Genomic DNA, 20868 nt, shown 5'->3' with positions numbered 1-20868 from the left:
CTCGACTCGTGGGGGTGTCGGTCAGAGGGCGATGCCGAGCGCTGCGTCGACCAGCGCTCGCATGACCGAACCCGCGTCGGGGTCGCCGGTGTCGGCGAGTCCGCCGGTGCCGAGCGTGGCCGCGGCCCAGGCGTCGACGGCGGCCACGGCCGACGGGGCGTCGAGGTCGGTGGCCAGCGCCTCGAGCACGGCCTCGACCACGGGTCCGGACGGCGACCCCGCTCCGACCGCGACCGCCTGCCGCCAGGTGGCCAGCTGGTCGGCCGCCGACCACAGTTGGTCGTCGGTCCACTCCCAGTCGGAGCGGTAGTGGTGGCGCAGGAGCGTCAGCCGGATCGCCATCGGGTCGACGTCGCTGTGGCGCAGCGCCGAGACGAAGACCAGGTTGCCCTTCGACTTCGACATCTTCGCGCCGTCGTAGGCCACCATCCCGGCGTGGACGTAGGCTCGGGCGTACGGCGTGCCGGTCAGGACCTGCGCCTCCGAGGCGCACATCTCGTGGTGGGGGAAGACCAGGTCGGTGCCCCCGCCCTGGACGTCGAACCCCTCGCCCAGCAGGTCCAGCGCCATGGCGGTGCACTCGACGTGCCAGCCGGGTCGGCCACGACCGAGCAGGCTGTCCAGCGCGGGCTCGCCGCGACGCTCGGCACGCCACACCAGGCAGTCCAGCGGGTCCTTCTTGCCGGCCCGGTCGGGGTCACCGCCGCGGTCGGCGAAGACCGCGAGCATCTGCTCACGGCTCCACCCCGACTCCTGGCCGAACGCAGGGTCGGCCGAGACCGAGAAGTAGAGGTCGTCGTCGACCGCGTAGATCGCCCCGGCGTCCTGGAGGCGTCCGATCAGCGCGACGATCAGGTCGAGCGACTCCTCGGCCCCCGGGAAGTGCTCGGGCGGCACGATCCGCAGCGCCGCGAGGTCCTGGCGCAGCAGCTCCGTCTCGCGCGCCGCGAGCTCGCGCCAGTCGATCCCGACCTTCTCCGCTCTCTCGAACAGGGGGTCGTCGACGTCGGTGATGTTCTGCACGTAGACCACCTCGTGCCCGGCGTTGCGCCAGGCCCGGTTGAGCAGGTCGAAGGCGACGAAGGTCGCCGCGTGCCCCATGTGCGTCGCGTCGTACGGCGTGATGCCGCAGACGTAGAGCCGGGCCGGGCCCTGGGGACGGGTCTCGACCAGACCGCCGGTGGACGAGTCGTGCACGCGGACGGGAGGGGCGCTCACCGGCAGGGTGGGAAGGTCTGGAGCAGGCCAGGCACGCATGTGCGGAGACTACGACAGGCGTCCCACGACCTGAACGACGTGTCAGGCGCGAAGACGGCCGACGGCCTCGGCGGCGACCGTGCCGATCGCCGCGTCCACGAAGCGCGGGTCGGCGCGGTGAGCAGGGTCGGTGCGGGTGAAGACCGCCACGGCGTACGACGCGCCGTCGGGGTAGGTCACCACGCCGACCTCGTTGCGCACGACGCCCATCAGGCCGCCGCTCTTGGCGGCGACCGACACCTCCGGCGGGAACCCCGTCGCGATCCGGTGGCGGGTCAGCTGCTGGCGCATGCCGAGGCGCACCGCGGCGCAGGCCTGAGCCGGACCTGCCTCGTCGCGCCAGATGGCCCGGAGCATGCGCACGCTGTCGGCCGCGGTGGTGCGGCTCCCCCGCGCCGGGTCGAGTGCCGCCGAGCCGTCCAGCCGGCGCCGCACCTCGTCGGCCGAGGGGACGCCGGGCCCGGCGTCCGCCGCCCGGCAGGCAGTACCACCCGATCGCGCCCGTCGAGCTCCCCGCTCGCGATCGCGTTCAGGACCGTCTGCGCCACCGGCACCTTGATCACCGACGCGGGCGTGACCAGGACGTCCTCGTCGAAGCCCACCCCGGAGCCACCGTGGAGGGGCTCTGCCCACGCCGTCCCGACGACGCAGCCCGCGACGTCCAGGTGTCGTCCCAGCGGCTCCACGCGAGCACCTCTCAGAAGGGCGGCCACGGTATCGCCCGCCAACCCTGGCCGGGCTCGGGCAGGCTGCGCACCCGGAGCAGGCGCTTGACCCGCCGGCGGGTGGCCTCGACCTCGTGGGGGGTCACCAGACCGAGGAGGCGCTCACCGAGATCGCCCTCCAGGGCTCCCGAGAGCCGATCCAGGCAGGCCTCGTCCTCGTCGGTCAGAGCCTCGCCCGCCCAGCCCCAGAGCACGGTGCGCAGCTTGTGCTCGACATGGAAGGTCAGCCCGTGGTCGACGCCGTACCGGTGACCGTCAGACATCGCCAGGACATGGCCGCCCTTGCGGTCGGCGTTGTTGACCACGGCGTCGAAGACCGCCATCCGGCGCAGGGGGCCGGTGTCCTCGTGGACCAGCACGATGACCCGGTCGCGGTCGTCGAGCCCCTCGAAGACGTAGAGGTAGCCGTCGGGCACCGCGTTCTCCGGGACCAGCGTCACCGCCTCGACCACCGGATCGGGCTCCTGCCAGAGCTGGACCATGCCGGGCCCGTGCGGCCCGCCGCGCTGGAAGGTCAGTGGCACGATCCCCCACCCGAGGGCCTCGGAGACGAGGTAGGCGGCCTCCTCCCGGGCCGCGAGGGTGCCGTCGGGGAAGTCCCACAGCGGCCGCTCGCCGGCCACCGGCTTGTAGACCACCCGTCGGCCGTCGATCTCGCCGACAAAGGTCGCGTTGGACGCCGGCATCACCCGGCCGCGCAGGACGAGCTCGCCGTGGCGCAGCTCCGGCTCGGGCACGACAGGTCCCGAGAGGTCCATCACGCGGGGTCGCGCCGGCGGAACCCGTTGGCCCGGACGCAGAGGTGACCGTCGGGGTCGATCGGATTGCCGCAGAAGGGGCAGTCGGGCCGGCCGGCGTCGATCACCAGTGAGGCGCGCTTGACGAACGCCCGGGCCGGTCCGGCCTCGAGGCGCACCAGGAAGACCTCGGCCGGCTCGACGTCCTCGGCCTCCTCGGCGTCGTCGGCGGTGTCGACCAGCGGGAAGACCTCGATCACCACCCGCGAGATCGAGGGGTCCCACGACAGGGTCATGGTGCCGGCGCGGAACTGCTCGTCGATGGGCTGCTCGAGCGGCTCGGCGTCGTCGAGACCGAGCGGCGCCACGGCCGGGACCAGGGCGTCGCCGAGGGTGGCGGTCATGACCTCGTCCAGCAGCTCGTCGATGCGCTCGGCGAGGACGGCCACCTGCTGCTTCTCCAGCGCGACGCTGACCAGGCGGGGTCCCGAGCGCGCCTGGAGGAAGAACGTGCGCGCGCCCGGCTCGCCGACGGTGCCCGCCACGAAGCGCTCGGGCGGGTCGAACTCGTGCATCACCGGCATGGCTCCACCTTATGCAGGCCGATCATCCGGCCCCGCATGCCGGCCGCTACGGTCCGGACGGCCCGGCACCGCCCCCGACCGCGGCACCGTGGCCGGCCTTCGGCCGTCGGCCCTTGCCGCTCGGCGACGGGACCAGCCACGACAGGTTGCCCTCGTGGGTGTTCGAGGCGAGCACGTAGGGGCGGTCCGCGGTGTAGCGGATCACCGAGATCGAGGCCGGGTCGACCTGGATCCGCTGGAAGAGGTCCAGGTGCATGCCGAGGGCATCGGCCAGCACCGACTTGACCACGTCGCCGTGGCTGACCGCGAGCCAGACCGCCCCGGCGCCGTGCTCGGCCGTCACCGCGGCGTCGCGCCGGCGTACGGCGTCCACGGCTCGGGCCTGCATCTGCGCCAGGGACTCGCCTCCGGGAAACGTCGCCGCCGAGGGGTTGCTCTGCACCGTGCGCCACAGGGCCAGCCGGGCGAGCTCGCTGAGCTTGCGGCCCTGCCACTCGCCGTAGTCGCACTCGGTCAGCCCCTTGTCGGGGAGCAGGCGGGGCTTGCCGGCCTGCCGCAGCGCGACGGCACGTGCGGTCTCCCGGCAGCGCTCCAGCGGGCTGGTCACCAGCGCCGCGAGCGGGACGACAGCCAGGCGGTCGCCCGCACGCTCGGCCTGGGAGCGCCCGTGGTCGTCGAGGTGCACCCCGGGAGTGCGGCCGGCGAGGGTGCCGGTGGCGTTGGCGGAGGTACGCCCGTGCCGGAGCAGGATCACCGTGGCCATACCCCGACCCTAGGGTGTGCCGGTCATCACGGGCCCGGCCGCACTACCGTGGGCCCGTGATCGTGGACAGTGCCGTCTACCGCCAGGGCAGGCGGATCGTCGACGACCTCCCCCCGAGCGAGCTGAGCCGGGTGCGCAAGCTCGCCACCGAGCCGGGCGACTTCGTCTGGGTCGGGCTCCACGAGCCCAGCGAGGAGGAGCTGGCCACCGTCGAGGAGGAGTTCGGCCTGCACCCGCTGGCGGTCGAGGACGCGTTCACCGCCCACCAGCGCCCGAAGCTCGAGCGCTACGAGCACACGCTCTTCCTCACCCTGAAGTCGCTGTGGTACGTCGACGCGCACGACGCGGTCGAGACCGGCGAGATCAACATGTTCGTCGGCACCGACTTCGTGATCACCGTGCGACACGGCTCCGGCTCCGAGCTGCACAGCGCGCGTCGCGACCTGGAGGCCAAGGCCGGCGTGCTGACCCATGGCCCGTCCGCGGTCGTCTACGCCGTGTGCGACCGCGTCGTCGACGGCTACCTGTCGGTGATGAACGCGCTGGAGGAGGACGTCGACGAGGTCGAGACCTCGGTGTTCTCGCCCCAGCGCACGAACGACTCCGCCCGCATCTACACCCTGAAGCGGGAGATCGCCGAGGTACGCCGCGCCGTACTCCCCCTGCGGGAGCCGATGCGCAGGTTCGCCACCGGGGCCGTGCCCGGCATCGAGGAGGGCTCGGCGCCGTTCTTCCGCGACGTGCTCGACCACCTCAGCCAGGCCGCGGAGACCGTGGACGGCCTCGACCAGCTGCTGTCCACGGCGTTCGACGCCCACCTCGCACAGATCTCCGTGCAGCAGAACGAGGACATGCGCAAGATCTCGGCCGGCGTCGGGCTGGTCGCGGCCCCGACGCTGATCGCCGGCGTGTACGGCATGAACTTCCATCACATGCCCGAGCTCGGCTGGCAGTACGGCTACCTCTACTCGGTCCTGCTGATGGTGGTCGTCGTGGGCGCGCTCTGGGTGTTCTTCAAGCGGTCGGGCTGGCTGTGACCGCGGCCGGGCCGTGCCCGGGCCCAGGTGGCCCCAGGTCGCCTCAGGTTGCCGACATCACGCCGGTGGCGAGGACGACGAGCAGCGCCGCGCCCAGCGCGAGCCGGTAGGGCACGAACCAGGTGATCGGGTGGTGGGCGACGAAGCGCAGCAGCCAGGCGATGGTGCCGTAGGCCACCACGAAGGCCACCACCGTGCCGACCACGGTCTCCCCCACCCCGACGTCCCCGCCCAGCGCGTCCTTGAGCTCGAACGCGCCGGCCGCGATGAGGGCGGGGATGGACAGGAAGAACGACAGCCGGGTGGCCGCCACCCGGTCGAGCCCCCGGAACAGACCGGCCGAGATCGTCGCGCCCGACCGGGAGACCCCCGGCACCAGCGCGATGCACTGGACGATGCCGACGACCACGGCGTCGGTGAGGTTCAGCCGCTTCTCCGAGCGGTCCTGGCGCGCCGCGCGCTCGGCCGCCCACATCACCGCGCTCCAGCCGAGCAGGGCGATCGCGACGACCCACAGGCTGCGCAGGTCGTCCTTGATGACATGGCGCAGGAGCAGACCGACGATGCCGACCGGGATCGTGCCGACGATGACGTACCAGCCCATCCGGAAGTCGCGGTGCCCGCGGTACTCCGGCTTGACCAGCCCGAGGGTCCAGGTGCGGATGATGTTCGCGATGTCCCGGGCGAAGTAGACGATCACCGCGACGATCGCACCCATCTGGATGACCGCGGTGAACCCGGTCACCGCCGGATCGTTGGTCTTGAGCCCCAGGATCTTCTCGACGATGGTGAGGTGACCGGTGCTCGAGACGGGTAGGAACTCGGTGAGCCCCTCCACGATTCCCAAGATGATCGCGTCGAAGTAGTTCATCGCCAGCTCTCGCACATCGGGGACGTCGGCCAGAGGCAAGGCTAGGGGCCAGACCCCGAGGTGGAGGCGCGCCCCTCCGGCGGGGAAGGGGATACGTTTGTCCGCATGCAACAGCGGGCGGTCGGTGCCACGGGCCTCACGGTCTCGCGGCTCGGCCTGGGGACCATGTCGTGGGGCCGGGAGACCGACGAGCACGAGGCCCGTGACCAGCTGATCGCCTTCGCCGAGGCCGGCGGCACGCTGCTCGACACGGCCGCGGCGTACGCCGACGGTGCCTCGGAGGAGATGATCGGCCGCCTCATCGGCGACGTCGTCGCCCGCGACGAGGTCGTGATCGCGACGAAGGGCGGGATCTCGCGCCGCCGCGGTGAGCGCGAGACCTACGCCTCCCGAGGTCGGCTGTTGGCCGACCTCGACGCATCTCTGCGTCGTCTCGGGGTCGACTCCGTCGACCTGTGGCAGGTGCACACCTGGGTCGACGGGGTGCCGCTGGAGGAGACCCTCACCGTCTTGGACCACGCCGTGGCCACCGGCCGCGCGGCGTACGTCGGGATCTCCAACTACACCGGCTGGCAGACCGCGCAGGCCGCGACCTGGCAGCGCGCCGTACCCGGACGAGCGACGCTGGCGTCGACCCAGATGGAGTACTCCCTGGTCAACCGCCGGATCGAGACCGACGTCGTACCGGCCGCCGCGGCGCTCGGGCTGGGCATCCTGCCCTGGTCGCCGCTGGGGCACGGCGTGCTGACCGGGAAGTACCGCAACGGCATCCCGTCCGACTCCCGAGGAGCCTCCGACTCGTTCGGGCGGATCATCGAGCGCTACCTCGACGCCCGCAGTCAGGGGATCATCGAGGCCGTCGCCAAGGCCGCCGACGGGCTCGGCTGGTCGATGACCGAAGTCGCGCTGGCGTGGGTCCGCGACCGGCCGGGCGTCACCGCGCCGATCGTCGGAGCCCGCACGGCCAAGCAGCTGCTGGGCGCCCTGGGCGTCGAGGACCTGACCCTGCCACCGGAGATCGTCGCCGCGCTCGACGACGTCTCGGAGGACTGAGGCGTGCCCGCGGCCCTGCGTCGCCCGCCGTCACGCGGGGTGGAGTGGGAGTTCGAGAAGCTGACGATCGCGCGTGACTTCTCCCGCAACGTCGTGACCAAGATGCTGGTCGAGCGCGCCGAGCACGGCGGCTGGGAGCTGGACCGGGTGCGCGTGTCTCCCGACGGCACGCGTCGGGTGGTCCTGCGCCGCAAGATCATCCGGGCGCGCCTGACGCTCACCTGAGCCTCGGCACGGCCCTTCGCCCCGGTCGTTCACGCGGACTCCCTGGCCTCTTCTTGCACTTCTTGGCCGCTGCAACCCCCAAGAAGTGCCAAATCCCCCGCTTCAGCGGGGGATTTGGCGCACCCAACCCACCAACCGCACTGACTCAGAGGTGGGAGAGGAAGCGGTCGAGGACGCGGGCGCCGAACTCGAGGGCGTCGACGGGCACCCGCTCGTCGACGCCGTGGAAGAGGGCGGTGAAGTCGAGGTCGGACGGCAGCCGCAGCGGCGTGAAGCCGTAGCTGCGCAGCCCCAGGGCGTTGAAGTGCTTGGCGTCGGTGCCGCCGCTCATGAGGTACGGCGCCACCCGGGCCTCCGGGTCCTCCGCCAGCAGGCACCGCGTCATCGCGTCGACGAGGTCCCCGTCGTACGGCGTCTCCCACGGCTGCTGGTGGGAGACGAAGGACCGCTCGATCCCGTCGCCACACAGCTCGGCGAGGGTGTCGAAGAACTCGTCCTCGTAGCCCGGGAGGAACCTCCCGTCGACGTGGGCCGAGGCCTCGGTGGGGATCACGTTGACCTTGTAGCCGGCGCTCAGCATCGTCGGGTTCGCGGTGTTGCGGATCACCGCCCCCATCATCCGGGCGGCACCCCCGAACTCCTCGACCAGCACCTGCGCGTTCGCCGGCGTCGCCTCGACGCCCGCGATCTCGCCGACCGCAGCGAGCAGCGTCTCCATCGTCGGGGTGAGCCGCACCGGCCACTGGTGCGCGCCGATCCGGGCGACCGCGGCAGCCAGCCGCGACACCGCGTTGTCGTCGTTGATCATCGAGCCGTGCCCGGCCCGGCCGCGAGCGGTGAGCCGCATCCAGGCCATGCCCTTCTCGGCAGCCTGGACGAGGTAGAGCCGCTGGCCGCGGATAGTGGCGCTGAAGCCGCCGACCTCGCCGACCGCCTCGGTGCAGTGCTCGAGGTGCTCGCGATGCTGCTCGACCAGCACCTGCGCCCCGAGGTGGCCGCCGGCCTCCTCGTCGGCGGTGAAGCAGAGCACCACCGGTCGCTCCGGCACCTCACCGGCCCGCGTGCGGGCGCGGACGACGGACAGCAGCATGGCGTCGAAGTCCTTCATGTCGACCGCGCCGCGGCCCCACAGGTAGCCGTCGCGCAGCTCACCGGAGAACGGGTCGACCTGCCAGTCCTCCGCCGCCGCGGGGACGACGTCGAGGTGCCCGTGCAGCAGGAGCGCGCCGGGGCCGCCGGCCGGGCCGCCCCAGTGCGCGATCAGGGAGGTCCTCCCCCGCTCCTGCTCGAACAGCTCGGACTCGATGCCGACCTCGTCGAGGAGCGCGGCGACGTGCTCGGCGGCCTTGCGCTCACCCGGCCCGGAGTCGTCGCCGTAGTTGCTGGTGTCGATCCGGATCAGGTCGCGACACAGGTCGACGACCTCGCCGGCGGGGTCGTAGGTGGCTCGGGCAGCGTCGTTCGCCATGCCTCCCATCCTGGCACCCGACGGGCTCGGACGTCCCGGCCGTCGATGTGAGGAACGGGTCGCGCGGTTGCTAGAGTTCCTCCGCACTCGTCCGGGTGGCGGAATTGGCAGACGCGCTAGCTTGAGGTGCTAGTGCCCGTATTAGGGCGTGGGGGTTCAAGTCCCCCCTCGGACACCACTGCGGTGGGTCACAGCAGGCTCACAGGTCCCACTCTCGCCAGGTATCTGGCCGTTTCCCCGGTCTAGGGGATGTTCGGCCCTTTTCTTTACGTAGCGTCACGACCCAGATACCGGTGCCCGACGCGTGGGGAGCGCGTGGGCCGCTGCCGGCAGACGGGGGAACGACATGAGGCCATCTCGCGTACGCACGATGCGGCTCGCCGCGACGGCAGCAACCGTGCTCGCCTTGTCGACGGCGGCGCTCGGCCTGACGCCCGGAGCGGCGCAGGCGGCGGTCAACGACCAGGCGGTCAGCGGGGTCGCCTCGCCGATCTGGCAGCCCAACGCGCCGGTCGACGCCCTGGCCAACGCGAACGGCGTCATCTACGCCGGCGGCCAGTTCACGTCGGTCAAGCCGGGAGCCGGGCAGTCGGGCTCGGCGACCGCGCGTACCTACCTGGCGGCGTTCAGCGCCTCCACGGGCGCGCTGGTCACCAGCTTCAAGGTGACCCTGAACGGCCGGGTGAACGCCCTGGACGTCTCGCCGGACGGCCGCACCCTGTACGTCGGTGGCTCGTTCACCACGGTCAACGGCACGACGCGCAACCGGATCGCGGCCATCACACTGTCCACCGGCACCCTGAACACGTCGTTCAACCCCAACGCCAGCGCCGCCGTGCGCTCGATCGAGTCGACCAGCTCCACGGTCTACCTCGGTGGCGACTTCACCCGCGTCGGCGGGGCCACCCGCGCCTACATGGCATCGGTGACGGCCGCGACCGGCGCCTTGAACACGAGGTTCGTGCCGACGTTCGTCCAGCGGCCGGCGCAGACCTGTCCGACGAACCCGCCCCCGGGCTGCACCACCACGACGTACACGCCCAACGTGCTCGCGATCAAGGTCTCCCCCGACGGCACCAGGGTGCTCGCGGGCGGGCAGTTCATGGGCGTGAACGGCGTCTCGAGCGGCGGCATGGCCTCGCTCGACCCGACGACCGGGGCCACCGAGGAGTGGGACGCGAACACCGCGCAGCCCATCAACACCAACTGTGCGGGCCGCGTCACCAGCATCGTGGCCCAGGGCACCAGCGCCTACGTCACCGGTGCCGGTGACCCGCCGGGCTGCTACGAGGGCACCTACTCCGCGAACATCAGCAACGGCGCCGTGAACTGGCTGTCGTCGTGCCTGGGGGCCTCGCAGGGTCTGACGATCATGAACAACATCCTCTACAAGGGCTCCCACCAGCACGACTGCGCCTTCAACCAGGGCGGCGCCTCCGGCGGGTTCGTCGGCGGCACCGGCCGCGGCGGCTTCATCCACCACCACCTGGTCGGTCAGAACCTCGCCGACGGGACCTTCGTGCACTGGTCGCCCAACACCAACGGCAGCGGGTCGGCCGCGACCGGCCCGCACGTGATGGCCAACGACGGCACCCAGATCATCGTCGGTGGCGACTTCACCAACGTCAACGGCAGCAGCCAGACCTACCTCACGCGGTTCCTGGCCAACGGCGACCACGCGACGCCGTCGGTCCCGGGCCGGAACATCAACTCCGACCCGTTCGGCGGACAGCCCGGCGTGCTCAGCGCGAAGCTGGCGATCACGGTGCAGCCGACCGCAGCCAACACGCTGACCGTGCTGATCCCGACCTCCGACGACGCCGACTCGGGCACGCTGACCTACCGCGTCTACCGCGACGGCGGCAGCACCCCGGTCGCGACGATGACCGCGGAGTCCTACACCTGGAGCCGGCCGACCCTGCGGTTCGACGACAAGGGCCTCACGGCCGGGTCGTCGCACTCCTACCGGGTGACGGCCAGCGACGGCACGTTCACCAGCGCCTTGTCGACCGCGGTCTCGGGCCGGGTCGCGAGCAGCGCTCCCGGGGCGTTCGCCTCGGTCGTGTCGAACCTCAACCCGCTGCTGTGGTGGCGGTTGGACGACACCGGCACCACCGCGGCCGACTCCAGCTCGTCGCACACCAACACCGGCTCGTTCCAAGGTGGCGTGACCAAGGGGGCGTCCGGTGCCCTGGGCAACGACGGCGCCGTCACCCTGAACGGCTCCTCGGGCTACGTCGCCTCGAACACCCAGATCACGGCGCCCAACGCGTTCTCCGAGTCGGTGTGGTTCAAGACCACCTCCACTCACGGCGGCAGCCTCCTGGCCCAGTCCGACACCCGGACCGGATCGGGCGGCAACACCGACCGGGCGATCACGATGGACAACAACGGCGACCTGGTCTTCGCGGTCAAGCAGCCCGGCGGCAGCAGCATGTTCGGGCCGGCCGTGACGAGCTTCCGCAACCAGGACACGATCTGGAACGACGGGCGGTGGCACCAGGCCGTCGGCACCTACGACGGCAACGGCACGATCTCGCTCTACGTCGACGGTCAGCTCGAGGGCAGCACGGCCGGCACGGACTTCAACGGCAACCCGGTGCTCGCGGCAGGCATGCCGACCAGCTACCTCCGCGCCGGGTACGCCGACCTGTCCTCGGTCCAGATCGTGTTCGGGATCAACTTCTACAACCGGTCCTGGCCGGTCAGCCCGTTCTTCAGCGGCAGCCTCGACGAGGCCAGCGCCTTCAACTACGCGCTGACCCTGGCCCAGGTCCAGTCGATGTACGCCGCCGGGGTGGCCGGAGGGGCCTGAGCGCCCGCGACGAGCACGGGCCGGGCGACATGGCCCGGCCCGTGCTCGTGGGTCAGGCGCCGACGGTGAACCCGAGGCGCTGGAGGCTCAGCCTGCCCGGCCTGCCGTCGGCGTCGTCGCCGCGGTAGCCGCAGCGCCGCTGCCACGCGGCGTAGGCCTCCTGGGTCTCCGGCCCGAAGAGGCCGTCGACGACGACGTTGCGGCTCGCGTCCGGAAGGCGCCTCTTGAGCATCTGCTGGAGCGCCCGCACGTCGTCGCTCGGGCTCGGCTGCACCTTGCGCAGGCTGATCCTGGCGGCCCCGGGCTGGAGCGGTGCCGCTGACGGGTCGAAGACCCGGACGCCGTTGAGGTCCTCGACCCAGCCCTCGAAGGCGATCCGCCAGCGGGCGGTCAGCTCGTCGATGTTGACCTTGGCCACGATGCCGCTGCCGCCGGCGTCCGAGCTCCAGCAGTCGCCGTTGCCGGTGCCGATCGCGATGTGCCCGGCGCCGTGACTCCCGCCCGTCCACAGGACGGGTGCGCCACGCGGGATCAGCGCGCCCTGGATGACCGGGTGCTGGCGCGCGGATCCGCGCCACGCGTCGGCCGCGGTGGCGAACTTCGCGTCGACGTCGTAGGCCGTGCGCACGTAGCGCAGGCACATGCCGACCTCGTTGGTCGGGTGCGCGCGGGCGTAGGCGATCGCCTGCCCGGGGAGGCGCGGGCTCACTGCGGCACCTCGTCCTGCTTCCTGCCGCGGGGATACGTGCCCTCCACGGGCTCCGTCCCGCGCGTGTCGGGGTCCTCGTACGCACGGGGGTCGAGCTCCAGCTCGCTCTTCTTGCGCTTGCTTGCCATGGCCATCAGCTCCTGCCTGTCCTTCCTCAGCACTATGGCGTGAGGCTCGGACGGCGGCATCCGCCGCTGGAATGACACCGGATCGCGGCAAGGGGTCCCCAATTCTTGTGACCCTCGGGTGATTTTGCCGTCGCTTCGGTTGTGCTCGGCCTGCGTGGCAGCCAGTCTCTCTGGTGGGGTAAATCTCTTCGCTGGGGGGCGAAACAATGGGGGCAAGCACGCTCACGCACGCGTGGGAACAGTCGGAGACCGAGGTCCGGGGGGGCCAGGAGTCACCGGCACAGTCGACGGCACAGTCGCCGGCACGGTCGACGGCACAGTCGACGGACGCAGGGTCGCGAGACCGGAGCCCGGGAACGCGGTTCCTGGACGCGCTGACCACCGGCGACGAGCTGGGGGTCCTCGACACCTGCGGTCCGACCACGACGATGTCGGCGCACAACATGGGCTGGTCGTGCCAGGGGCCGGACGAGATCCTCGGGATGATCGGGGAGGCGCGTCGCTGCTTCCCCGGGCTCACCGTGGAGCCGCGCACCCGCAACATCGGCTTCGGCCTCGTCATCGACGAGGTGCGGGTGCAGGAGCCGATCTCGGCGCCCGACACCGCCCAGAGCACCGCGAGCACCGCGAGCACGGAGGCAGGCGAGACCGACTCGGACGGCGAGAGCCACCCGATGTGGGAGTCGCCGGTCAGCGAGCAGCGCACGGTCGCGGTCTGGCGCGAGGACTACCTCACGCCGATGCGGCTGAACCTGCCGGTGCGGGTGACGGTGCACCACGACGACCTCCAGGTCCACGAGGTGACCATGGAGTTCCCCGCGGCGCTGCTCAAGCGCGCGCTCGGGATGTACGTCGACCCGCTGGAGATGTCGTTGAGCGAGGTCCAGTCCGCGGTGATCGCGCCGGTCGAGGCCGGCTTCACCATGCGCACCCTGGACGGGCCCGAGCTCTCCTCGACGTCCCAGGAGCCGCCGGAGGACGACCCGGAGACCGCCGGCGAGAAGCGCCCGCGCCACCGCCGTCGCCGCATCCTGGTGCCGGCCCTGGTGGCGCTGGTCGGCGTTGCCGCCGCCGGTGGCTGGTGGGTCGCGCAGGGCCGGCCGGCCCTGAACGTCGGCGCGATGCCCTGGGCGTCGTCCGCCTCGACCGGACAGTCGGGCAGCTCGGCTCCGAACACCCAGCCGAACAGCCAGCCGAGCACTCAGCAGTCCGCTCAGGTCGCCGCCACCCAGGTGTCGACCTCGCTGGCACCGGTGGTCACCCACGCCAAGCCGTCCGAGACGCCGTCGGGCAAGCCGAACGTCACGCTGGCCTCGGCCCTCGCGTTCACCTTCAACAGCGCGACCCTGTCGCCGCAGGCGAAGACCGCGATCGGCCACCTCGCCCAGGAGGTCAGGTCGCACGGACTGACCGGCAAGATCTACGTCGACGGGTACACCGACGACCTCGGCTCCGCCTCGCACGGGCTGGTGCTGTCGCAGCAGCGCGCCGACGCGGTGTCGCACTACCTCGGATCCCGGCTGGTCGGGGTCCCGGTCACGATCGTCTCCACCGGCCACGGCGAGGCGCACCCCGTGGCCGACAACAAGACCGCGGCTGGTCGAAGGGCCAACCGCCGGGTCGCCATCACGCTCCCCACGAGCTGACGGCGACCACACCGGTCCGCCGGGGGGTCGGACCGGAGAAGGCCTCCGCGTAGGGTGGCGGGCACCCCATGCCCCGCCACCCTCCGGAGGTCTTCGCATGAGCGCGCTGCGGGTCGGGTTCGTGACCGGCACGACTCCCGACAGGTGGGCCCGAGCCTGGCGTGACCAGCGCCGCGGCCCGCTGGACCTCGTCGCGCTGACCGAGGCCGAGCAGGAGCCCGCCGTGCGCGAGGGCGAGGTCGACATGGCCCTGGCCCGGACGCCGCCGCTGGCTCTCGGCGACCCCGACCTGCACGGCGTCCGTCTCTACGACGAGCTGCCGGTGGTCGTGGCCGGCCGCGACCACCTCGTCTCGGCCGTCTCGGCCGCCGACGCGGTGACCCTCGCGGACCTCTCGCAGGAGCAGCTGGTCCGCCCCCACGTGTCCGGCTGGCGCCCCGAGGTCGAGCAGCTGGCCTGGCCGTCGATGTCGGAGGGCGAGGCGGTCGAGACGGTCGCCGCGGGCACCGGGATCGTGATCGTTCCGATGTCGGTGGCGCGTCTCCACCACCGCAAGGACGTCGTCTGGCGGGAGGTGAGCGACCTGCCGCCGACCACCGTCACGCTGGTCTGGCTCCGCACTCGGGACGACGCCAGGACGCAGGCCTTCGTCGGCGTCGTCAAGGGCCGCACCGGCGCGAGCTCGCGGGACTAGGGTGCCCCCATGCCAGCCGTCGTCGCGTCGGCTCCCGGCCGGGTCAACCTGATCGGCGAGCACACCGACTACAACGGCGGGCTCTGTCTGCCGGTGGCGCTCCCCCAGCGCACGACGGTGACGCTCGCGCCCCGCGACGACCTCACCCTCCGTCTGACCAGCGCCCAGGAGGACCAGACCTGGGAGGGCCGGGTCGAGGACCACCCGGGCGGCTGGGCGGCGTATGTCGCCGGAGTCGTCCAGGCGATGCGCGACGACGGGCACGCCGCTCCCGGCCTCGACGCGAGTGTCGACTCCGAGGTCCCCGTGGGCGCGGGCCTGTCCAGCTCCGCGGCGCTGGAGTGCGCCGTGGCGACCGGCGTCGCGGCCCTGGTCGACCTCGACCTGGCCGACCGTCGCGTGCGCCGCGGGCTGGCGCAGGCGTGCATCCGCGCCGAGAACGAGTACGTCGGCGCCCCGACCGGCGGGATGGACCAGACGGTGGCGATGCTCGCCGAACCGGGGCACGCCCTGCTGCTGGACTTCGCCGACGGGAGCGCGACCCCGGTCGAGCTCCCCCTGGACGGCGCCGGGCTGGTCCTGCTGGTGATCGACACCCGGGTCAGCCACGCCTTGACCGACGGCGGCTACGGCAACCGTCGCCAGGAGTGCGCGGAGGCGGCTGGGGCCCTCGGCGTCCGGAGCCTGCGCGACGCGAGCCTCTCGAGCCTTCGGAGCATCGCCGATCCGGTGCTGCGACGACGAGCGCGGCACGTCGTCACCGAGAACCTCCGGGTGCTGTCGGCCGTCGGCGCGATCGGCGACCGCAGCTGGGAGGCACTGGCCGCCGTGCTGGACGCCTCCCACGTCTCGATGCGCGACGACTTCGAGATCTCCTGCCGTGAGCTCGACCTGGCCGTCGAGACCGCTCGCACCGCCGGGGCCCTCGGCGCCCGGATGACCGGCGGCGGCTTCGGCGGCTCGGCGGTCGCCCTGGTCCCCCGGCAGCTCTCGTCCGCCGTGCAGGACTCGGTCCTCGGTGCGTTCCGCGACGCCGGGCTCACCCAGCCCGCCTGCTACGTCGTCACGCCCGGCGAGGCGGCCCGGCTCGAGAGCGGCCCGTGAGCCTGCCCGACCCGGCACTCGTGGTCCTGGTGGGCGCCTCGGGCTCGGGCAAGTCGACCTGGGCCGACCAGCACTACCGGCGTGCCGAGGTCGTGTCGTCCGACGAGCTGCGCGGCGTCGTGGGCTCCGGGCCTGCCGATCTCGACGCCTCGAGCGACGCCTTCGGCCTCCTCGAGCAGATCGTGGCCGCGCGCCTCTCGCGCGGCCTGACCACCGTGGTCGACACCCTCGGGCTGGACGCCGAGCGTCGGGCCGCCTGGCGTGACGCCGCCCGAGCGGCCGGTCTGCCGGCGGTCGCGGTCCTCCTCGACACGCCGGGCGAGGAGTGTCGCCGCCGCAACACCGCGCGCGACCGGCCGGTGCCGGCTCCGGCACTGGCCGACCAGGTCCGCCGCGCCTCCGCCGTACGTGCCGCGCTGGACAGCGAGGCCTGGGACCGGGTCGAGGTCGTCCCCGGGCGCGGCGAGCCCCGTCGCACGGAACCGGGCGACAGGAGCTCGCACACGGACCCTGGCGTCGATCGCCCAACGACGTCGGTGCGGAACGGCCCGTTGAGAGTCGTGCTCCAGGTGTCGCGGTTCCCCTGGGGCGAGGACCCGGCGACGTGGCTGCGACGGCTGGCCCTGGCCGCCGACGAGGCGGGCTTCACGGGCATCGCGCTGATGGACCACCTGATCCAGATCCCCCAGGTCGACGCCTCCTGGCAGCCGATCCCGGAGCCCTGGGTGACCCTCGGGCTGGTCGCCGGCCTCGACACCGGGCTCGAGCTCGGCACGCTGTGCACTCCGGTGACCTTCCGGCCCGCGGGCATCACGGCGAAGGCGGCCGCGACCCTCGACGCACTCTCCGGCGGTCGCGCGTTCCTCGGCGTCGGAGCGGGGTGGTGGGAGCGTGAGCATGCGGCGTACGGCGTGCCCTTCCCGCCGGCCCGGACGCGCCTCGACCTGCTCGAGGCCACCATCGAGACCTGCCGGGCCCTCTGGTCGCCCGGCACCAGGGCCTACGACGGCACGCGGGCCCGGCTACCCGAGACCACCTCCTACCCCCGGCCGGCGCACCGCATCCCGGTCATCGTCGGTGGCGGCGGTGAGCGGCGCACCCTCGACATCGCCGCCCGTCTCGGGGACGCCTGCAACCTGCCATCGGACCCCGAGACCCTCACCCGCAAGCTGGCCGTGCTCGACCGGCACCTCGCGGCCGCCGGGCGCACCCGCGACGAGGTCGCGGTGACGGTGCTCGACCTGCCGGTCGTCGGGCGTGACCGCGACCATGCCTGGGCCATGGTCGAGCGCCTGCGCGGTCGTACGCCGGCCGCGGCGTTCGCGCGGCGCACCCACGCCGGCACGGTCGACCAGCACCGGGAGCGCTACGGCGAGCTGGAGTCGCTCGGGGTGAGCACGGTGTTCGTCGGGGTGCGCGGGCTGGAGTCGCCCGAGGAGGTGCTGGCCCTGGCCCCGCTGACCATGGCCGGTGCTCCCGGGTGACGGGTGCGGCCCCCTGGTCCTTAGGATCCTGCCCATGCCGCCCGACGCCCCCGGACCCGCCCACGCGCCGTACGGCGCGCTGCCGGGCGGTGGCTCGGTCCGCCCGGTCGTGCGCTGGGGAGCCCCGGTCATGCACCGCCGCCAGGCCGACGTCACGGCGTACGACGTCGAGCTCCGGACCCTGGCCGCAGACCTGGTGGCGACGATGTACGCCGCCGACGGCGTCGGGCTCGCGGCCTGCCAGATCGGCGTCGACCTGCGGATGTTCGTCTTCGACTGCCACGACTCCTCCGGTGAGCGGACCGTGGGCGTCGTGTGCAACCCCGAGGTGGTGCTGCCCGAGGGCCGTGACCGGCGCCTCGAGGAGGACGAGGAGGGCTGTCTCTCGCTGCCCGGCGGCTACGCCCCCCTGGCCCGGCCGGAGAGCGCGACCGTGCACGGCCGCGGGCTGGACGGCGAGCCGGTGACCTTCGGCGGCAGCGGGCTGCTGGCCCGATGCCTCCAGCACGAGACCGACCACACCGTCGGCACGGTCTTCGGCGACCGGCTCTCGACCCGCTGGCGCAAGAAGCTCCAGAAGGGCCACGAGAAGGTCGCCGACCGCTACCCGGCCGACTGGCCGGCCGTGCCGACCACCGAGACCGCCGACGTGTCGTGAGGCGCTGCTCGTGGCCGAGCTGATCGAGCTCTCCGACCCCGACGACCCGCGCCTGGCCGACTACCGCGACCTTCGCGACGTCCAGCTGCGGACCCATCTGGAGGCCGAGCACGGGTTGTTCCTCGCCGAGGGCGAGAAGGTCGTGCGCCGCGCGGTCGAGGCCGGGTTCGCGCCCCGGTCCTTCCTGATGGCCCCGCGCTGGCTCGCCGGGCTCCACGACGTCCTCGACCGGAGCCCCGCTCCCTGCTTCGTGGTCTCCGAGGCACTTGCCGAGCAGGTCACCGGGTTCCACGTGCACCGCGGCGCCCTCGCCTCGCTCGAGCGCCGCCCCCTCGCCACCCTCGACGAGGTCGTCGACGGCGCGACGCGGGTCGCCGTCCTGGAGGACCTGGTCGACCACGCCAACGTCGGGGCCGCGTTCCGCAACGCCGCCGCTCTCGGTGTGGACGCCGTACTCCTGTCACCGCGTTGTGCAGACCCGCTGTACCGGCGCGCGATCAAGGTGTCCATGGGCGCGGTGCTCCAGATCCCGTGGACCCGGGTCGAGCCCTGGCCCGGCGGGCTGGCGGCCCTGGTCGACGCGGGCTTCGACATCGCCGCGCTGACCCTCGGGGAGGGCTCGATCGAGCTCGACGAGCTCGCGGCCGTCCGACAGCAGCGGCTGGCGCTGGTGTTCGGCACCGAGGGCGACGGCATCACGGCGATCACGTCCGCGCTGGCGAGGTACCGGGTCCGCATCCCGATGCGGGCCGGCATCGACTCGTTGAACGTGGCAGCCGCCACGGCCGTGGCCTTCTACGCCACCAGGCGCCTGCCCGATGCGAGCCGCTAGCCCGGGGCGTACGCCGCGGGGTGCGCCACCGCGACGACCTCGCCGACCACGATGATCGCCGGCGGCCGCACGGCGTGCCGGTCGAGGTCCGCCTCGAGCGCACCGAGCGTGGTCAGGATGGTCCGCTCCCCCGGCATCGAACCGTCGCAGACCACCGCGACCGGCGTCCGCGCCGCGCGCCCCGACGAGACGAGCCTCGCGGCGATCGCGGAGGCGTTCTCCACCGCCATCATCAGCAGCAGCGTGCCGCGCAGCCGGGCCACGGCGTCCCAGTCGACCAGGGAGTCGGGATGTCCCGGGGGGACGTGGCCGGACACGACGGTGAAGTCGTGGGCGACGTGGCGGTGGGTGACCGGGATGCCGGCGACCGCCGGGACGGCCAGCGGGCTCGACAGCCCGGGGATGACGTGGACGGCCACCCCCGCCTCGCGGCAGGCCTCGACCTCCTCGAAGCCGCGGCCGAACACGAAGCTGTCGCCGCCCTTGAAGCGCACCACGCGCTGCCCGGCCCGGGCGCGCTCGACGATGAGGCGGTTGATCTCCTCCTGGCGGGCGGCCGTGCCCCGCGGCAGCTTCGCGACGTCGACCACCTCGGTCGTCGACGGCAGGTCGCCCAGGAGGTCGCGCGGTGCCAGTCGGTCGGCGACCACGACGTCGGCCTCCATCAGGGCCCGGCGACCCGCGACCGAGATCAGCTCGGGGTGTCCCGGCCCACCGCCGACCAGGGTGACCCCGGGGACCGAGGGACGGCGCTCCCCGGCCGCCACGACGCCCTCGTGCAGGGCGGTCACGATGGCGTCGCGGACCGCTGCGGTACGCCGTGGCTCGCGGCGGCCCAGGACCGCGACCGTCAGTCCGTCGTAGTGCCCGCTCGCCGGGGTCCACGCTGTCGCGCTGGTGCCGTCGTCGGCGCGCACGCAGAAGATCCGGCGCGTCTCGGCGGCCGCGCTCACCTGCTCGTTGACGACGGCGTCGTCGGTGGCGGCGATGACGTACCAGGTCTCGTCGAGGTCCTCGTCGGCGAAGCCCCGCCCGACCCAGGACACCTCGGCTGAGCGCACGAGTCCCTCGATGGCCGGCGTGACGTGCGGAGAGACCACGACGACCTGCGCGCCCGCTGCCAGCAGCGCCGGAATCCGGCGCTGCGAGACGTGGCCTCCGCCGACGACGAGCACGCGGCGTCCCGACAACCGCAGACCCGAGGGGTAGGGGGGATGGTCGTCCATGGGTCCATCCTGGGCGATGGTGGGCCCGGGCCGGCGGCCGACCACCGCTCGGGACTCCCGCGGCCCGCGCGGCGCCCGCAGGTCTGGTGAGCTGCTGCCAAATCCCCCGCTTCAGCGGGGGATTTGGCACTTACTGGCCGCTGCAACCCCCAAGAAGTGCCAAGAAGGGCCAAGAAGTCCGCAGCGGAACCAGCACCGGCCCTCAGTGCTGGTAGGTGCCGGTGACGATCGCGCGGCCAGCAGTGTTGAACACCAGGTTGAAGCTCAGCACGGCGTTGGACACCGAGTGGTCGACGCCCAGGGTCTCCTGGGTGACGGCGTGGACGACGAAGAAGTACCGGTGCACCTGGTCGCCCTCGGGCGGCGCTGCTCCCATGAAGCCCCGGACGCCGCCGTCGTTGACGAGCATGAACGCGCCGCCGGGCAGACTGGCGCCCTCCGCCCCCGCACCGGCCTCGAGGGAGGTCACGTCGGCAGGCAGGTCGACCAACGACCAGTGCCAGAAGCCGTTGGGGGTCGGTGCATCGGGGTCATAGCAGGTCACGGTGTAGCTCTTGGTGCCCTCCGGTGCGCCGCTCCACGACAGCTGAGGCGAGGAGTTGCCGAACTCCGCGACCTGGTCGTCCTTCAGGGGCTGGCCGTCGGTGACGTCGTCGCTGGTGACGGTGAACGACGGCACCGCGGGCAGCAGCGTGTAGGGATCGGGCTTCACAGGACGGTCCAGGCTCATGCTCGCCAACCTACTCCGCACCTGACAGGTCCTCGGGGCTCGACAAGCTCGACCGGCGTGGGCGAGACTGGGCGGCTGCACCTGCACGACCAGACTGCGACCTAGCTGCACAGCGCGCACGA

General features: G+C 72.6%; 21 protein-coding genes, 1 tRNA gene and 1 pseudogene. 11 read left to right on the top strand and 12 right to left on the bottom strand.

Going from position 1 to position 20868, the window contains the following annotated elements; translation table 11 throughout:
• Window positions 1-21: 21 nt before the first annotated feature.
• The 6 genes and pseudogenes from mshC to VHW64_RS13005 all read right to left on the bottom strand — a co-directional run bounded on the left by mshC (window position 22) and on the right by VHW64_RS13005 (window position 4066).
• Window positions 22-1257, bottom strand: coding sequence for a cysteine--1-D-myo-inosityl 2-amino-2-deoxy-alpha-D-glucopyranoside ligase (gene mshC, locus VHW64_RS13025; RefSeq protein ID WP_329650991.1), 1236 nt, complete (start codon window positions 1255-1257; stop codon window positions 22-24).
• 42 nt (window positions 1258-1299) lie between these two features.
• Window positions 1300-1692: a serine hydrolase gene (locus VHW64_RS13020; RefSeq protein ID WP_329650990.1), complete on the bottom strand. Its 393-nt coding sequence runs from the start codon at window positions 1690-1692 to the stop codon at window positions 1300-1302.
• 32 nt (window positions 1693-1724) lie between these two features.
• Window positions 1725-1943: pseudogene (locus VHW64_RS20320) on the bottom strand (serine hydrolase); the annotation flags it as partial.
• 11 nt (window positions 1944-1954) lie between these two features.
• Window positions 1955-2719, bottom strand: coding sequence for an SCO1664 family protein (locus VHW64_RS13015; protein ID WP_329650989.1), 765 nt, complete (start codon window positions 2717-2719; stop codon window positions 1955-1957).
• Between the two features lie 20 nt (window positions 2720-2739).
• Entirely contained in the window at window positions 2740-3303 is a 564-nt protein-coding gene (locus VHW64_RS13010; protein WP_329650988.1) for a DUF3090 domain-containing protein, read from the bottom strand.
• 46 nt (window positions 3304-3349) lie between these two features.
• Window positions 3350-4066 carry a histidine phosphatase family protein gene (locus VHW64_RS13005; protein WP_329650987.1) on the bottom strand — a complete coding sequence of 239 codons (717 nt, stop codon included), beginning with the start codon at window positions 4064-4066 and terminating at the stop codon, window positions 3350-3352.
• A 56-nt stretch (window positions 4067-4122) separates the two neighbouring features.
• Between VHW64_RS13005 and corA the strand changes: the two genes are divergently transcribed.
• Window positions 4123-5103, top strand: coding sequence for a magnesium/cobalt transporter CorA (corA, locus tag VHW64_RS13000; protein WP_329650986.1), 981 nt, complete (start codon window positions 4123-4125; stop codon window positions 5101-5103).
• Window positions 5104-5146: 43 nt separating this feature from the next.
• On the opposite strand, the gene VHW64_RS12995 is transcribed toward corA, so the two are convergent.
• The gene (locus tag VHW64_RS12995; protein WP_329651056.1) at window positions 5147-5974 is read right to left on the bottom strand and encodes an undecaprenyl-diphosphate phosphatase; all 828 of its coding nucleotides are present in this window, start codon (window positions 5972-5974) and stop codon (window positions 5147-5149) included.
• A 105-nt stretch (window positions 5975-6079) separates the two neighbouring features.
• Here VHW64_RS12995 and VHW64_RS12990 point away from each other — a divergent pair, with 105 nt between their 5' ends.
• Together VHW64_RS12990 and VHW64_RS12985 are read left to right on the top strand one after the other, a co-directional pair.
• Window positions 6080-7027, top strand: a complete 948-nt coding sequence (locus VHW64_RS12990; RefSeq protein WP_329650985.1) for an aldo/keto reductase — start codon at window positions 6080-6082, stop codon at window positions 7025-7027.
• Window positions 7028-7030: 3 nt separating this feature from the next.
• A complete protein-coding gene (locus VHW64_RS12985) occupies window positions 7031-7252 on the top strand; it encodes a DUF5703 family protein (protein ID WP_329650984.1) in 222 nt (73 codons plus the stop codon).
• Window positions 7253-7397: 145 nt separating this feature from the next.
• Here VHW64_RS12985 and VHW64_RS12980 read toward each other — a convergent pair whose 3' ends face one another.
• The gene (locus VHW64_RS12980) at window positions 7398-8720 is read right to left on the bottom strand and encodes a M20/M25/M40 family metallo-hydrolase (protein ID WP_329650983.1); all 1323 of its coding nucleotides are present in this window, start codon (window positions 8718-8720) and stop codon (window positions 7398-7400) included.
• Window positions 8721-8809: 89 nt separating this feature from the next.
• Between VHW64_RS12980 and VHW64_RS12975 the strand changes: the two genes are divergently transcribed.
• Both VHW64_RS12975 and VHW64_RS12970 read left to right on the top strand, forming a co-directional pair.
• Window positions 8810-8898 (top strand) — tRNA-Leu (locus tag VHW64_RS12975).
• Window positions 8899-9066: 168 nt separating this feature from the next.
• Complete coding sequence (locus VHW64_RS12970) at window positions 9067-11535, top strand: LamG domain-containing protein (RefSeq protein WP_329650982.1); 2469 nt, start codon at window positions 9067-9069, stop codon at window positions 11533-11535.
• A 52-nt stretch (window positions 11536-11587) separates the two neighbouring features.
• Here the strand turns inward: VHW64_RS12970 and VHW64_RS12965 are convergent, their stop codons facing one another.
• Window positions 11588-12244, bottom strand: coding sequence for a peptidoglycan-binding domain-containing protein (locus VHW64_RS12965; RefSeq protein ID WP_329650981.1), 657 nt, complete (start codon window positions 12242-12244; stop codon window positions 11588-11590).
• Window positions 12241-12372 carry a hypothetical protein gene (locus VHW64_RS12960; protein WP_329650980.1) on the bottom strand — a complete coding sequence of 44 codons (132 nt, stop codon included), beginning with the start codon at window positions 12370-12372 and terminating at the stop codon, window positions 12241-12243. The genes VHW64_RS12965 and VHW64_RS12960 overlap by 4 nt, the downstream gene beginning before the upstream one ends.
• Before the next feature lie 206 nt (window positions 12373-12578).
• Here VHW64_RS12960 and VHW64_RS12955 point away from each other — a divergent pair, with 206 nt between their 5' ends.
• The 6 genes from VHW64_RS12955 to VHW64_RS12930 all read left to right on the top strand — a co-directional run bounded on the left by VHW64_RS12955 (window position 12579) and on the right by VHW64_RS12930 (window position 18790).
• Window positions 12579-14018 carry an OmpA family protein gene (locus VHW64_RS12955; protein WP_329650979.1) on the top strand — a complete coding sequence of 480 codons (1440 nt, stop codon included), beginning with the start codon at window positions 12579-12581 and terminating at the stop codon, window positions 14016-14018.
• Window positions 14019-14115: 97 nt separating this feature from the next.
• Window positions 14116-14712 carry a LysR substrate-binding domain-containing protein gene (locus VHW64_RS12950; protein WP_329650978.1) on the top strand — a complete coding sequence of 199 codons (597 nt, stop codon included), beginning with the start codon at window positions 14116-14118 and terminating at the stop codon, window positions 14710-14712.
• A gap of 9 nt (window positions 14713-14721) precedes the next feature.
• The gene (galK, locus tag VHW64_RS12945) at window positions 14722-15816 is read left to right on the top strand and encodes a galactokinase (RefSeq protein ID WP_329650977.1); all 1095 of its coding nucleotides are present in this window, start codon (window positions 14722-14724) and stop codon (window positions 15814-15816) included.
• A complete protein-coding gene (locus VHW64_RS12940) occupies window positions 15813-17300 on the top strand; it encodes an LLM class flavin-dependent oxidoreductase (protein WP_329650976.1) in 1488 nt (495 codons plus the stop codon). Before galK ends, VHW64_RS12940 begins: the two co-directional genes overlap by 4 nt.
• 34 nt (window positions 17301-17334) lie before the next feature.
• Window positions 17335-17958, top strand: coding sequence for a peptide deformylase (def, locus tag VHW64_RS12935; RefSeq protein ID WP_329650975.1), 624 nt, complete (start codon window positions 17335-17337; stop codon window positions 17956-17958).
• A 10-nt stretch (window positions 17959-17968) separates the two neighbouring features.
• On the top strand, window positions 17969-18790 hold the full coding sequence (locus VHW64_RS12930; RefSeq protein WP_329650974.1) for an RNA methyltransferase: 822 nt from the start codon (window positions 17969-17971) through the stop codon (window positions 18788-18790).
• Here the strand turns inward: VHW64_RS12930 and cobA are convergent.
• Entirely contained in the window at window positions 18787-20016 is a 1230-nt protein-coding gene (cobA, locus tag VHW64_RS12925) for a uroporphyrinogen-III C-methyltransferase (protein WP_329650973.1), read from the bottom strand. The two genes, VHW64_RS12930 and cobA, sit on opposite strands and share 4 nt — an antisense overlap.
• Before the next feature lie 202 nt (window positions 20017-20218).
• On the bottom strand, window positions 20219-20746 hold the full coding sequence (locus VHW64_RS12920; RefSeq protein ID WP_329650972.1) for a YbhB/YbcL family Raf kinase inhibitor-like protein: 528 nt from the start codon (window positions 20744-20746) through the stop codon (window positions 20219-20221).
• Between the last annotated feature and the right edge of the window lie 122 nt (window positions 20747-20868).

This window comes from Nocardioides sp. (assembly GCF_036267815.1).
In the GTDB taxonomy this organism is placed as follows: Bacteria; Actinomycetota; Actinomycetes; order Propionibacteriales; family Nocardioidaceae; genus Nocardioides.
Note: the sequence above shows the minus strand (reverse complement) of the source record. Positions and strands in the feature narration are given on the sequence as shown.